Genomic DNA, 13,343 nt, shown 5'->3' with positions numbered 1-13,343 from the left:
GAGCTGGGCCGGCACGCGGGCCGCTTCGGCTGGTTCCGCGGCCCACCGGCCGGGCTGCCCCGGCGCGACTGGCGCGAGACGTACGACACCGAGTACCGTACCGGCCTGGGCTACGGCGCCGGGTTCGGCCGCGTGCCCCGCACCTGGCGCCGCCGGTTCGAGGGCCGGGGTTATGGCGCGGAGCTCGGCCGGGGCTATGAATTCGAATTCCTCTTGCGGCGCCCAGCTCGAGCGTCCCAGCCGCCGGCAGTGGCGGGCCTGGCGCGGCGAGTGGTGGTAGCGGGCGGCGCTGACGCGTAGCTAGCTAGAAACCTTCAGGCGGGGGAGCGAGCGATGCAGCAGGCGGGGCCGCCGGCGCTTGCGCCACATGAGGCGACGCCGTTGGGCGCTCGCTTCCCGCGCCACCTCCGCGAGACCGGGCTGATCCGCGCGGGCCAGACGGTCGTCGTGGCCGTGTCGGGCGGCATGGACTCCGTCGTACTCCTCCACCTCCTGCACTTCCGCCTGGGCGAGCAGTGGGCGCTGCGCCTGGTGGCAGCCCACCTGGACCACGCCATGCGCGATGACAGTGCGGCCGATGGCCGGTGGGTGGCCGGCCTGTGCCGCGCCTGGGGCGTGCCGCTGGTCAGGGCGCGGGCACGGCGGCCACCCCGCTCCGAGGCCGCTGCTCGCGCCCTGCGCTACCGCTTTCTCCGCACCGTCGCCCTGCGCCGCCGCGCCCACCGCCTGGCCACGGGGCATCACGCGGACGACCAGGCCGAGACGGTGCTGTTCCGCATCATCCGCGGCACCGGGCTGCGCGGCCTGGCCGGCATTCCGGAGCGCCGCGGCCGGCTGGTCCGCCCGCTGCTCCGCTTCCCGCGCGCTCAGATTGCCGAGTACGCGGCCGCGGCCGGCCTGTCCTGGCGCGAAGACCCGACCAACGTGCTGGTGGGCTATGCGCGCAACCGGCTGCGGCACGAGGTGCTTCCCCGCCTCGAGGCGATCCAGCCTGGCGCGGCCCGCGCGCTGGTCCGGCTCGCCGAGCACGCGCGCCACGCGGAAACGGCCTGGGACGCCGTTCTCGACATGCTCGAGCCGGCCGTGCTGCTCGAGGCCCGTGAGGGCGCCATCGAGCTTGCCAGGCCTGTCCTGCTTTCGTATCATGCGCCGGTACGCGCCCGCGTGCTCCGCCGATTCTTACGCCGCCTGCACAGCGTGCCCGATCGGGCCGGAACCCGGGCGGCGGTCGAGTTTATCAGGACAGGCGCAAGCGGCGGCCAGATCCAGGTAGCGGGCGGCGTGACGCTCGAGCGGGAATTCGACCGGATCCGGCTCCGGCGCCGCCCGCTGCAACCGGAGCCGCGGGCGGCCGAGCGGCCGCTGGTCATCGGGGAGGCCGGTGCGGGGGAGGGGGAGGCGGTCATTGGCGGCCGCGGGCTCGCCGTCCGCTGGAGCCTCGCCATCCCGGGCGGGCCCGGTCCGGCGGAAGCCTTCGATCCCGCCGCCCTCCGTTTCCCCCTGGTGGTTCGCGCCTGGCGTCCGGGCGACCGCATCCGTCTGGCCTACGGGACCAAGAAGCTGAAGAAGTTGTTCGCGGAGCGACGCACCGGCCGGACTCAGCGGGCGCTCGCCCCCGTGCTCGCCGACGCCGCCGGCCGCGTGTTGTGGGTGGTCGGGGTGGCGCGCAGCGCCGACGCTCCGCCGCCGCCGCAAGGACCGGCACTGACCATTGCGGTGTCCGATGTCGAACTCGGCTAAGACCATGGCGCTCATGGGCGGGCGGGAGCTGCGGCGCATTGTCTTCCCGGAGGCCGCGATCGCCGAGCGCGTGCGGGAGATGGGGCAGGAGATCACCAGCGCCTACCCGGCAGGCGAGGACCTGCTGGTGCTCGGGCTGCTGAAGGGCTCCTTCGTGTTCCTGGCGGACCTGGTCCGCCAGATCGCACGGCCCATGTCCGTGGATTTCCTGGTCGCCGCCAGCTACGGCAGCGGCACCGTGAGCAGTGGCGACGTGCGCCTGGTGTACGACCCGGAAGCCGGGCTCGCCGGCAGGCACGTCTTGCTGGTGGAGGATATTATTGACAGCGGGAACACGCTGAACCGGCTGATCCCACTGCTCGAGCAGCGCCAGCCGGGGAGCCTCGAGCTGTGTGCGCTGCTGCACAAGCACGTGGCGCCGTACCTGGTCAAGGAACCGCGCTGGGTCGGCTTTGATGCGCCGGCCGAGTTCCTGATCGGCTACGGGCTGGACCACAGCGAGCAATATCGCAACTTACCCTTTATCGCGAGTCTGTGAAGCCGAAGGACAGGAAGGTCAAAGGAATGCCCGAGCGGGACGGCAACCGCGGCGGCCGGGGGACCCGGTGGACGCGTCTCTCGAGGACGGCGTCCTTCTGGATCCTCATCATCCTGGTGCCCGTGCTGATCATGCAGTTGGTCAGCCCGCAGCGGCAGCAGGCGGTCGAGCTGTCGTACACGCAGTTCATGGAGCAGCTCCAGTCGGACAACGTCAAGGAGCTGACGATCATGGACGGCAAGGCAGTGGAGGGCAAGCTGCGCACGCCGCTGACCGTGCAGCGGCGCGAGGTCAAGCAGTTCCGCACCCTGCTGCCCATCAAGGACAGCCACGAGATCCTCTCGCAGATCCAGGCGGCGGGCGTCGAGGACATCAAATCGGTCGAGGCGCGCCGCAACTGGTGGTCGATCTTCCTGGGCATTGTGCCCTGGCTGATCCTGATCGGCATCTGGCTCTTTGTCATGCGGCAGATGCAGGTGGGCGGGTCCAAGGCCTTCCAGTTCGGCAAGTCGAAGGCGCGGCTGCTCACGGGCGACACGCCCAAGGTCACGTTCGCCGATGTGGCCGGCTGCGATGAAGCGAAGGACGAGCTGCAGGAGATCATCGAGTTCCTGAAGGACCCGCAGAAGTTCACCCGGCTGGGCGGCCGGCTGCCCAAGGGCGCGCTGCTGGTGGGCCCGCCCGGCACGGGGAAGACCTTGCTGGCGCGGGCGGTGGCAGGTGAGGCGGGGAGGCCGTTCTTCTCCATGTCCGGCTCCGACTTCGTCGAGATGTTCGTGGGCGTGGGCGCATCGCGCGTGCGTGACCTGTTCGAGCAGGGAAAGTCCCACGCGCCCTGTATCATCTTCATTGACGAGATCGATGCCGTCGGCCGTCACCGCGGCGCCGGCCTGGGCGGCGGCCACGACGAGCGGGAGCAGACGCTGAACCAGCTCCTGGTCGAGATGGACGGCTTCGAGTCCAATGACGGAGTGATCCTGCTGGCCGCGACCAATCGTCCGGACGTGCTGGATCCCGCGCTGCTGCGCCCTGGCCGCTTCGACCGCCAGATCGTGGTGGACTCGCCGGACGTGAAGGGACGCGAGGGGATCCTGCGCGTGCACCTGCGCAAGGTGCCGCTGGCCAACAACGTCGACGTCTCGTCGCTGGCCAAGGGCACGCCCGGCATGAGTGGCGCGGACCTGGCCAACCTGGTCAACGAGGCGGCGCTGCTCGCGGCGCGCCGCGACCAGGAAAAGGTGTTCATGGCGGACCTCGACGACGCCAAGGACAAGCTCCTGCTGGGCGCGGAGCGGAAAAGCCTGGTACTGTCCGAGTCGGAGCGGCGGCTCACCGCGTATCACGAAGCGGGTCACGCCGTTGTCGCCCTGCGTACGCCCGGACTCGACCCCGTGCACAAGATCACGATCGTGCCGCGCGGCCGGGCGCTGGGCGTCACCGCGTCGCTGCCCGAGGAGGACCGGCACTCCTACTCGAGAGACTATCTGCTCGCGCAGCTCGCCATGCTGTTCGGCGGCCGCGCCGCCGAAGAGCTGGTCTTCGGGGCCGAAAAGATCACAACCGGCGCGGGCAACGATATCGAGCGGGCCACGCAGATGGCGCGGCGCATGGTCTCGCAGTTCGGCATGAGTGAGCAAATCGGCCCTGTGGCCGTAGGGGACGCGGAGCAGGAGATATTCCTGGGCCGCGAGATCTTCCAGCGGCGCCCGGTCGCCGAGCGCACCGCCGAGCTGGTGGACGCAGAAGTCAAGCGGCTGATCGATGCGGCGTACGGGCACGCGCGCCAGACGCTTGAGGCGAATCGGGATCTCCTGGTCCTCATGGCCGACACGCTGCTCGAGGTGGAAACACTGGATCGCGAGCAGGTCGAGGCGCTCGCGGCCGGCAAGCCGCTCAAGCTGGCCGGCAGGAGCCGCAGCGCCGGGCAGCGCAGGCGCGGCGCCGCGGCGCGTGCGCAGCCCCCCGAAGACGCGGCTGCGGCGCTGGTCCCGGCCGGCGCCGGCGAGCCCGAGGAGGCCGCCGCCGAAGCCGTGTCGGCGCCGGCCGCCCGCGGCAGTGCCGCGCGCGGCGTGGCCGCCGCCAAGCCCAAGCCGGACCCCACCCGCTGATGCCGGCGGCCGCGCGCCACCCGTCCGTCGAGCCTGACGCCGGGACGCGTGGGGCGCCTTCAGCGGCGGGGGCGGCGCGGCATGGTCTTGCCCAGCGGCGGCCCGAAAGCTGGCGCACGGCCCGCGGCACCCTCCTGCTGGACCGTCCCCGCATCCTCGGCGTCCTGAACCTCACGCCCGACTCCTTCTGGCAGGGCGGGCGCCACACCGGCCTGGATTCCGCCGTGGCACACGCGGAACGGCTGATCGAGCAGGGCACCGACCTGATCGATATCGGCGGCGAGTCGACCCGGCCCGGCGCCGCCCCCGTCTCCGCGGCCGAGGAAACGGCCCGCGTGCTGCCCGTCGTGCGCGAGCTGGTCCGCCGCTGGCCGGACCTGCTCGTCTCGGTCGACACCGTGAAGGCGGAAGTCGCCCGCGCCGCGCTCGCGGAGGGCGCCGCGGTCATCAACGACGTCTCCGGCCTGCGCCTCGACCCCCGGCTGGGCCGCGCCGCAGCCGAAGCCGGCGCGGGCCTCGTGCTCATGCACTCCCGCGGCACGGTGGAGACCATGGCCAGCTACGAGCTGGCCCGCTACGGCGCCGACCCGGTCGGCGATATCGTGGCCGAGCTCGCGGAATCGCTCGAGCGCGCCGGCGCGGGCGGCGTCGATCCCGGGGCCGTCGTGCTGGACCCCGGCCTCGGGTTTGCCAAGCGGACGGAGCACAGTATCGCCGTCCTCGCCCGACTCGACCGGCTGCTCGAGCTGGGCCGACCCGTGCTGGTCGGGCCGTCCCGCAAGCGCTTCGTCGGCGAGCTGGCGGGCGAGCTGCCGCCGGCCGAGCGCCTGGAAGGCACCATCGCCGCTTGCGTCGCCGCCCTCTTCCGGGGCGCGCACCTGTTCCGCGTCCATGATGTGCGGGCGCTGCGCCGCGCACTGGCCGTCGCCGAAGCCATCCTCGCCGCCACGTGACCGGATTCTTCGAGCGCTACGCGTTCCTCCTGCCCGGCGTCAAGGATCTGCTGCAGATCCTGATCGTGGCCATCGGCCTCTATTACGTCCTGCGTCTGCTCGCCCGCACTCGGGCCATGCAAATGCTGATCGGCGCCGTGGTCCTGATCGCCATGTATTTTGCCGCTCGCTTCCTGGACCTGGACCTGATCCGCTACCTGATGGAGAAGCTCTTCCAGTACGGCGCGATTGCCGCGCTGATCGTCTTCCAGCCCGAGCTGCGCAGCGCGCTGACCCGCCTGGGTCAGAACCGCATGCTCCGCCTGTTCAACAAGATGGAGGCGAGCGCGGTGGTCGAGGAGCTGGTCGAGACCGTCGAGCGGCTGGCGCGCGCCAAGGTGGGCGCGATCCTGGCCGTCGAGCGGGAGATCGGCCTCGAGGAGTACGCCGAGACGGGGACGCGCATTCAGGCCCGTGTCTCGGCCGACATCCTGGTCAGCATCTTCGCGCCCTACGGCCCGCTGCACGACGGCGCCGTGCTGATTTCCGGCGATACCATCATCGCCGCCGGCGTGATCCTGCCGCTGACCCAGTTCCCGGTCGCGGACAAGAGTCTGGGCACCCGGCACCGCGCGGCGATAGGCCTGTCCGAGGAGACTGACGCACTCGTGGTCGTCGTCAGTGAGGAGACCGCGCACATCTCCCTGGCGCACCGCGGCCGCCTCGAGCGGAACATCAGCCTGGATCGGCTGCGCGAGGTGCTGGCGGGGCAGGCGGTCATACCGTCACCCAGGCTGGCGCGCACGGGAATCAGTGGAGGCGGCGTGTGAGCGGAGGCGAGTACGCGCTCCTCCAGCTGTTCCAGGATGGCGGCATCATGATGTACCCGCTGCTGGCCGCCTCCCTGCTCGCCCTGGCCGTCATCCTGGCCAAGGGATATGCGCTCTGGGCCGCGGAGCGGCAGTCCCGCGGCCTGCTCGGGCGGGTCGAGGCGCTCGGCCGGCAGGGGCGCCTGGGTGATGCCCTCGAGCTGGCGCAGACGACGCCGGGGCCGGTGGCCGCCATCCTCGCCGAAGGACTGCGCCGGCTGCACGACCGCCGCACCAGGGGGCGGGACCTGGAAAAGGCGGTGCAGACCACGGGCAGCATCGAGCTGGGGTTCCTCGAGCGCGGGCTGGGCCTGCTGGCCACCATCTCGAGTGTCGCGCCGCTGCTCGGGTTCCTGGGCACGGTCATGGGCATGATCTCCGCTTTTGGCGCCATCGCCGACGCCGGGCAGATCGAGGCGTCGCTCGTCGCCGGCGGCATCAAGGTGGCGCTGATCACGACGGCCGCGGGGCTCACCATCGCCGTACCCGTCAACATCGCCTACAACTTCTTCGTCACGCGCATCGACAAGTTGATCGTGCGCATGGAGGAAAGCGCGGCGTCGGTGCTCACTCTGCTCTGGGACCTGGAGAAGACGGCGACCGGCGCCGCAGGACCCCGGCCGGCCGCCGATTAGGGGGACGAATGGCTGTCTTCCGCCGGCGTGCCCGGATCGTGAGCGAGATCCCGACCGCGTCCATGGCGGATATTGCCTTCAACCTGCTCATCTTCTTCCTGGTCACCACCATCTTTGACCAGGAAAAGGGGCTGCCCCTCACGCTCCCCACACCGGAGCAGCAGATCGAGGTCCTCGAGAAGAATATCCTGCGGCTCGTCATCCAGCCTGACGGGGCCCTCGAGCTGCGGCGGGGCGAGGCGCCGGCAACGGAACGGGTAGTGGTCGCCCAGGTAGGCGAGATCTGGCGCGCCGAGGCGAGCCGCAACCCCGACATGATCGCGGCCGTGGCCACGCATCCGGCTGCGTCCTACCACCAGATGATCGACGTATTGGACGAGCTGCGCGCCGCCGGCGCCCGGCGAGTCTCGCTGCAGGTGCTTGAGGAGCAGCCGTGATCCGCCAGGCGCGACTGCAACGCAAGGCCCGCACGGCCAGCGAGATCCCCTCCTCCTCCCTGGCCGACATGGCGTTCCTGCTCCTGATCTTCTTCATGGTCAGCACCACCTTCCGCAGGGAGCAGCCACGCGCTGTGGTCCTGCCCGCCGCACAGGCCACCGAGGACGTGGACGAGCCCCGCAAGAACATCCTGCACGTCTGGATCGAGCCGGACGGCGCCATCTACATCAATGACCAGGCCGTTGCGCCCGCACAGGTTTCTGAAGTCGTGGCGCCGTTGTACCAGGCCAGCGACCGCCGCCTGGTCGTGGTGCTGCGCGGCGATCGCAATGTGCCCTACCGCGTCATCGACCGCGTGCAGCGCGAACTGCAGGAAGCCGGCGCCCGGCGCGTCACCTTCCGCACGACCCCCGAGGGCCGGCAGCCGCCAACCCGCTGAGTCAGCCCCGCCGGCCGCGCGCGCTGAACCCGCGCTCCTATCCTTCCCTGCCGGGATGACCGCCTGCTCGCCGCCGCAGCGCCGGCAGGCCCCAGCCCGAGCCCCAGCCCCCCAGCCCTCCAGCCCCGAATCCGTTGATCTTTCTCGACCCCATGTGGTAAGATAATGAGTTTATGTATCTTTCGCGGTTACAGGAACATCTCCCGCGGGTCAGGGACCGGATCGAGCAGGCGCTGAGGCGATCCGGTCTGAGTGGGGCGGTCGAGGTGGTGGCCGTGACCAAGGGTTACCCGGTTGCGGCAGTGGAAGCCGCCCTGGCCTGCAGTCTAAGGCGCTGCGGAGAGAACCGGGTCCACGAGCTGGAAGAGAAGGTTGCCCGGGCGGGACGGGACCGCGTCGAGTGGCACCTGATCGGTCACCTCCAGCGCAACAAGGCACGGCGCGCGCTGGCGCTCTTCGACCTGCTGCACTCCCTGGACTCGCTGCGCCTGGCAGTCGAGTTGTCGAGGGAAGCGGAGCGGTCGGGTCGTGACATTGCCTGCCTGGTCCAGGTCAATACCAGCGGCGAGGTGAGCAAGGGCGGCTTTGCGCCGGCGGAGGCGCGGGACGCGGTCGCGCAGATCGTCGAGTTGCCGCGCCTGCGCCTCGAGGGGGTCATGACCATGGCGCCCCTCACCGGCGACGAGGGCGTGCTGCGACGCGCGTTTGCTGGCGCGCGCGAGCTGTTCGAGGCATGGGGGCGCGGCCTGCCCGGCTTCCAGGCCCGGCACCTCTCGATGGGGATGTCCAACGACTTCGAAGTGGCGGTGGAGGAGGGCAGCACCATGGTGCGACTCGGGACGGTCCTTTTCGGGGAACGGACGCCATGATCGATCTTACGCCACTCGAAGTGCGCAGGAAGAAGGGCGACTTCCGCGGCGCGCTGCGGGGCTACCACCGCGCGCTGGTCGACGACTTCCTCGACCTGGTTGCCGAGCGTATGGAGCAGTTGGTGAAGGAGAACCTGACGCTGGCGGAGCGTGCCAAGCGGCTGGACGAGCAGCTTTCCGAGTTCCGGGAGCGGGAGCGGGCTTTGACGGAGGCGCTGGTCAGCGCGCAGGAGCTGCGCGAGGAGGCCAAGCGCCAGGCTGCCAAGGCCGCGGAGCTGAGCCGTCGTGAGGCGGAGGCAGAAGCGGCGCGCATCCGGGCGGGCGCCTTCGACGCGATCCAGCAGGAGGAAGAGACGTTGCGCCGGATCCGGGCGCGGCGCGCGCAATTGATCCAGGGATACCGCAGCTTTCTCGAGCGGGAGCTGGCAGAGCTAAGCGTGATCGAGGAGACCCTCGAGCTCCGGTCGGTTAAGCCGGGGCAGGGTGGGCGAAAGCCGGGAGCGGTGGCGGTGCAGGCGCCGGCGGCGCAGCCGAGCGAGTCCGAGGTCGAGGCGCTGCTCTCGAAGCTGGATGAGGAAGCGTGAGCGGACCCGCCGCGGCGGCGCAGCGCGCCATGATCCAGGAAGCGGTGGACGCGGTGCGCAGCCGCAGCGCGTTCCAGCCCGACGTCGCCATCATCCTGGGCACCGGGCTGGGCGCGCTGGCCGAGGACATCGAGGTCGAGCTAGCGATCCCCTATACCGAGCTCCCGCATTTCCCCGTTTCCACGGTCGAGACCCACACTGGCCGGCTGCTGCTCGGCCGCCTCGCCGGCCGCCGGGTCGTGGCCATGCAGGGCCGCTTCCACCGCTACGAGGGGTACACGCTGCCGCAGGTCAGTTTCCCGGTCCGCGTCATGTACCTGCTGGGCGCGCGCACGCTCGTGGTCTCGAATGCCTGCGGCGGCATGAACCCGCTCTGGGACGCGGGCGACCTGGTCCTGCTGGACGACCACATCAATCTGCTGGGCGATAGTCCGCTGATCGGCCCCAACCTGGACGACCTCGGCCCCCGCTTTCCGGACATGTCCCAGCCCTACGACCACGGGCTGCAGCGGCTGGCGCAGGAGGTCGCCCTCGAGCTGCGCATTCCCCTGCGCCGCGGCGTGTATGTCGCCGTGCCCGGCCCGAACCTAGAGACGCGCGCTGAGTACCGGATGCTGCGCACCATGGGCGCTGACGTGGTGGGCATGAGCACCGTGCCCGAGGTGATCGTGGCCCGGCACATGGACATGCGCGTGCTGGGCATCAGCATTATCACCGACCGCTGCCTGCCGGACGCCCTCGAGCCGGCGGACATCCAGGCCATCATCCGCACGGCCGCCGCGGCCGAGCCCAGGCTGACGGCGCTGATCAAGGGCGTACTGCAGCGGCTGGCGTGACTCCATGAAGTTTCCCGACTACCCCGACAGCGTGATCCGCCTCGAGGAGCAGGTGCTCGAGCAGTGGCGCGCCGAGGACCTCTTCCGGCGCACGCTCGAGGCTACGGCGGGCGCGCCCGAGTTCGTGTTCTACGAGGGCCCGCCCACGGCCAATGGCCGGCCCGGCATCCACCACGTGTTGAGCCGTACCATCAAGGATCTGGTCTGCCGCTATCACACCATGCGCGGCCTGCACATCACGCGGATTGCCGGCTGGGACACGCACGGCCTGCCGGTCGAGATCGAGGCAGAGAAGAAACTGGGGATCAGCGGCAAGCGGGAGATCGAGGAATTCGGCGTCGCCCGCTTTAACGAGGTGTGCCGCTCGAGCGTGTTCACCTACAAGGAGGAGTGGGAGCGGCTCTCGGAGCGGACCGGGTACTGGCTCGACTACTCGCGGCCGTATGTCACCTTCACGCCCGAGTACATCGAGAGCGTGTGGTGGATCCTGAAGCAGCTCTACGGGCGCGGCCTGATCTATCGCGGCCACAAGAGCGTGGCCTACTGCCCGCGCTGCGGCACCGGGCTCAGCTCCCATGAGGTCGCGCTGGGCTACGAAGAGGTCAATGACCCGTCCCTCTATTTCCTAGCGCCTATCTTCGGCGCGGACGGCGAGGCGGACGCCGAGGGCCGCGCCTTCCTGGTGTGGACGACGACGCCCTGGACCTTGCCCTCCAATGCCGCACTCGCCCTGCACCCCGAGCTGCCGTATGTCGATGTCGAGGTGGACGGGGCCCGGCTGATCCTGGCCGAGTCGCGCGTGCCCGCCGTGTTCGGCTCGAGTGTCGCCGTGCGCCGCCGCTACCGCGCCGGCGAACTGGTTGGCCTGCGCTACCGCCGGCCGTTCGACCTCGTTCCGGCGCCCGCCGGCAGCGAGGAGGCGTGGCGCGCGGTGGCCGAGGACTTCGTGAGCGCGGAGGACGGCACGGGCATCGTCCACCTCGCACCCGCCTTCGGCGCGGACGACTACGCCGCAGGGCAGCGCCACGGGCTGCCCATGCTCCAGCCGCTGGATGACGCCGGCCGCTTCGACGCCCGGCTGCCGCTGGTGGGCGGACAGTTCGTCAAGACGGCGGACGAGGTGCTGGTCGAGGACCTGAAGCGCCGGGGGCTGGTGTTCCGCTACTCCCTCGAGCCCCACACTTACCCGCACTGCTGGCGCTGCTCGAGCCCGCTGCTCTACATCGCCCGCGACTCGTGGTACATCCGCACTACGGCGGTCAAGGACCAGATGCTGGCGAACAACCGCCAGGTGCACTGGTACCCGCACGAGGTCGGCTCCGGCCGCTTCGGCGAGTGGCTGGCCGGCAACGTGGACTGGGCACTCTCCCGCGACCGCTACTGGGGCACGCCGCTCCCCGCCTGGGTCTGCGACCGCGAGGCCGCGCACCTCGAGTTCATCGGCTCGCTCGCTGAACTGGCCCAGCGCGCCGGCGGCCTGCCGGAAGGCTTCGATCCGCACAAGCCGTTCATTGACCAGCCGAGCTGGGAGTGCGCGACCTGCGGCGGCGTGATGCGCCGGACGCCCGAAGTGATCGACGTCTGGTTCGACTCGGGCGCCATGCCCTACGCGCAGTGGCACTACCCGTTCCAGAACCAGGACGCCTGGCGACGCCACTTCCCCGCCGACTTCATCTGCGAGGGCGTGGACCAGACCCGCGGCTGGTTTTACTCGCTCATGGCCATCTCGACGCTGCTCGAGCTGGGGCCAGCCTACCGCAATGTGGTGGTCAATGACTTGGTGCTGGATGCCGAGGGGCAGAAGATGTCCAAATCCCGCGGCAACGTGGTCGACCCCTGGGAGGCCATTGCGCAGTTCGGCGCCGACGCCATCCGCTGGTATCTGGTGACGGGCAGTCAGCCCTGGGTCAGCAAACGCTTCGATGCGCAGGCGCTGAGCGAGTCGGCGCGGCGCACCTTCGACACCCTGGCCAACACGTATCGCTTTTTCGCGCTCTATGCCAACCTTGAGGGCTGGGCGGCCTCGGACGCCGATCCGCCGACTGCCCGGCGAGCCGTGCTCGACCGCTGGCTGCTCTCGCGACTCAACGCGCTGGTCGAGCAGGTGGATCGCGACATGGAGGCCTACGAGATCACGCGCGCCGCCCGCGCGGTGGGCGATTTCATTGTGGACGACGTCTCGAACTGGTACGTCCGCCGCAGCCGCGACCGCTTCTGGGGCAGTGCCGACCAGGCGGACACGCGCGCCGCTTTCCGCACCCTGGCCGACACGCTGCTCACGGTCGCGCGACTCCTCGCACCCGTCACCCCCTTCCACGCGGACTGGCTGCACCGCGCGCTCACGGGCGGCACGAGTGTGCACCTCGCGCGCTTCCCCGAGTCGCAGGCGGAGCTGCAGGATCCGCGGCTGGACGTGGCCATGGATGCCGTGCGCACGCTCGCCCGGCTCGGCCGCGCCGCGCGCGAGGAGCTGAGGCTCCGCGTGCGCCAGCCGCTCCGCACCATGTACGCCGTTCTGCCACGTGGCACCGAGATCTCCCAGGAGCTGCTGCGTTTGCTCAGCGACGAGCTGAACGTGAAGGAGGTTCGCTTCCTCGCCGATGCCGGAGAGCTGGTCGAACTGCGCGCGCAACCGAATTTCCGCGCGCTGGGCAAGCGCTTCGGCCCGCGTACGCCCTGGATCGCCGAGCAGATCCGAGCCATTCCGGCCGAGCGGCTGCAGGCGCTCCGCCAGGGCCAGCCGCTCACCATTGTGGTGGACGGCGAGGGCTTCGAGCTTGCGCCGGACGAGCTCGAGGTGCAGGAAGCGGCGCGCGGTGAGCTGGTGATCGAGGCCGATGCCGGCTTCACCATTGCCCTCGACCGCACAGTGGACCGCGCTTTGCGCCAGGAAGGGTTGGCGCGCGAGCTGGTCAACCGCATCCAGCGGCTGCGGCGCGAGGCGGGGTTGCGCGTCGAAGATCGCATAGCCCTGGGAATTGCGGGCGCGCCGGACGTGCTCGAGGCCGCACTCGAGCACCGGGAGTACATTGCCCGGGAAACGCTGGCCGTTCGCCTCGAGGCCGACGCGGAACTGGCCAACGGCTTTGCCCTTACCCGTGAGCTGGAGCTGGATGGCCTGCCCGCGCGCATCGCCTTGATGCCGGTGGAATGGCCGCCGCAACCCTGAGGAATGGCGCCCGAAACGGAGATTTCCCGAGTGGACGGAACCGAGCTGAGAATCGAGGGCGCTGGCGTGCGCGCCTGGGACAGTGGCAAGGCCGGCATCTTCTTCGGCCTGGTCGCCGGCGTGGTTTCGCTGGACCTGGTCACCAAGATGATCGTGCAGCGTGCCTTCCACCTCTACCAGCAAGTG

14 protein-coding genes are annotated in these 13,343 nt (G+C 70.3%); all 14 read left to right on the top strand.

Translation table 11 applies throughout. The features are described from left to right. Positions 1-300, top strand: a 300-nt coding sequence (locus HY703_09230; GenBank protein ID MBI4545365.1) for a hypothetical protein, incomplete at its 5' end; no start/stop codon positions are given. A 33-nt stretch (positions 301-333) separates the two neighbouring features. Continuing rightward, entirely contained in the window at positions 334-1,740 is a 1,407-nt protein-coding gene (gene tilS, locus HY703_09225) for a tRNA lysidine(34) synthetase TilS (GenBank protein ID MBI4545364.1), read from the top strand. A gap of 28 nt (positions 1,741-1,768) precedes the next feature. Beyond that, positions 1,769-2,278: a hypoxanthine phosphoribosyltransferase gene (gene hpt, locus HY703_09220; protein MBI4545363.1), complete on the top strand. Its 510-nt coding sequence runs from the start codon at positions 1,769-1,771 to the stop codon at positions 2,276-2,278. A 26-nt stretch (positions 2,279-2,304) separates the two neighbouring features. Beyond that, positions 2,305-4,386, top strand: coding sequence for an ATP-dependent metallopeptidase FtsH/Yme1/Tma family protein (locus tag HY703_09215; protein ID MBI4545362.1), 2,082 nt, complete (start codon positions 2,305-2,307; stop codon positions 4,384-4,386). Then, the gene (gene folP / locus HY703_09210; protein ID MBI4545361.1) at positions 4,386-5,339 is read left to right on the top strand and encodes a dihydropteroate synthase; all 954 of its coding nucleotides are present in this window, start codon (positions 4,386-4,388) and stop codon (positions 5,337-5,339) included. Before HY703_09215 ends, folP begins: the two co-directional genes overlap by 1 nt. Continuing rightward, positions 5,336-6,148, top strand: coding sequence for a TIGR00159 family protein (locus HY703_09205; GenBank protein MBI4545360.1), 813 nt, complete (start codon positions 5,336-5,338; stop codon positions 6,146-6,148). The genes folP and HY703_09205 overlap by 4 nt, the downstream gene beginning before the upstream one ends. Next, the gene (locus HY703_09200) at positions 6,145-6,822 is read left to right on the top strand and encodes a MotA/TolQ/ExbB proton channel family protein (GenBank protein ID MBI4545359.1); all 678 of its coding nucleotides are present in this window, start codon (positions 6,145-6,147) and stop codon (positions 6,820-6,822) included. The genes HY703_09205 and HY703_09200 overlap by 4 nt, the downstream gene beginning before the upstream one ends. Before the next feature lie 8 nt (positions 6,823-6,830). Then, positions 6,831-7,259, top strand: coding sequence for a biopolymer transporter ExbD (locus HY703_09195; protein MBI4545358.1), 429 nt, complete (start codon positions 6,831-6,833; stop codon positions 7,257-7,259). After that, positions 7,256-7,699: a biopolymer transporter ExbD gene (locus tag HY703_09190; protein MBI4545357.1), complete on the top strand. Its 444-nt coding sequence runs from the start codon at positions 7,256-7,258 to the stop codon at positions 7,697-7,699. The genes HY703_09195 and HY703_09190 overlap by 4 nt, the downstream gene beginning before the upstream one ends. Positions 7,700-7,872: 173 nt before the next feature. Continuing rightward, positions 7,873-8,568: a YggS family pyridoxal phosphate-dependent enzyme gene (locus HY703_09185; GenBank protein ID MBI4545356.1), complete on the top strand. Its 696-nt coding sequence runs from the start codon at positions 7,873-7,875 to the stop codon at positions 8,566-8,568. Continuing rightward, positions 8,565-9,152, top strand: coding sequence for a DivIVA domain-containing protein (locus tag HY703_09180; GenBank protein ID MBI4545355.1), 588 nt, complete (start codon positions 8,565-8,567; stop codon positions 9,150-9,152). The genes HY703_09185 and HY703_09180 overlap by 4 nt, the downstream gene beginning before the upstream one ends. A 29-nt stretch (positions 9,153-9,181) precedes the next feature. After that, complete coding sequence (locus tag HY703_09175) at positions 9,182-9,988, top strand: purine-nucleoside phosphorylase (protein MBI4545354.1); 807 nt, start codon at positions 9,182-9,184, stop codon at positions 9,986-9,988. A gap of 4 nt (positions 9,989-9,992) precedes the next feature. Continuing rightward, positions 9,993-13,157 carry an isoleucine--tRNA ligase gene (locus tag HY703_09170; protein MBI4545353.1) on the top strand — a complete coding sequence of 1,055 codons (3,165 nt, stop codon included), beginning with the start codon at positions 9,993-9,995 and terminating at the stop codon, positions 13,155-13,157. Positions 13,158-13,160: 3 nt separating this feature from the next. Next, on the top strand, positions 13,161-13,343 hold a 183-nt coding region (locus HY703_09165; protein MBI4545352.1), incomplete at its 3' end, for a hypothetical protein.

This window comes from Gemmatimonadota bacterium, assembly GCA_016209965.1.
GTDB lineage: Bacteria > Gemmatimonadota > Gemmatimonadetes > Longimicrobiales > RSA9 > JACQVE01.
Note: the sequence above shows the minus strand (reverse complement) of the source record. Positions and strands in the feature narration are given on the sequence as shown.

Excerpts from the sequence above, each read along its gene's own strand:
- tilS (MBI4545364.1), top strand. The coding sequence starts at position 334 with ATGCAGCAGGCGGGGCCGCCGGCGCTTGCGCCACATGAGGCGACGCCG.
- HY703_09215 (MBI4545362.1), top strand. The coding sequence starts at position 2,305 with ATGCCCGAGCGGGACGGCAACCGCGGCGGCCGGGGGACCCGGTGGACG.
- folP (MBI4545361.1), top strand. The coding sequence starts at position 4,386 with ATGCCGGCGGCCGCGCGCCACCCGTCCGTCGAGCCTGACGCCGGGACG.
- HY703_09195 (MBI4545358.1), top strand. The coding sequence starts at position 6,831 with ATGGCTGTCTTCCGCCGGCGTGCCCGGATCGTGAGCGAGATCCCGACC.
- HY703_09185 (MBI4545356.1), top strand. The coding sequence starts at position 7,873 with ATGTATCTTTCGCGGTTACAGGAACATCTCCCGCGGGTCAGGGACCGG.
- HY703_09180 (MBI4545355.1), top strand. The coding sequence starts at position 8,565 with ATGATCGATCTTACGCCACTCGAAGTGCGCAGGAAGAAGGGCGACTTC.
- HY703_09175 (MBI4545354.1), top strand. The coding sequence starts at position 9,182 with ATGATCCAGGAAGCGGTGGACGCGGTGCGCAGCCGCAGCGCGTTCCAG.
- HY703_09170 (MBI4545353.1), top strand. The coding sequence starts at position 9,993 with ATGAAGTTTCCCGACTACCCCGACAGCGTGATCCGCCTCGAGGAGCAG.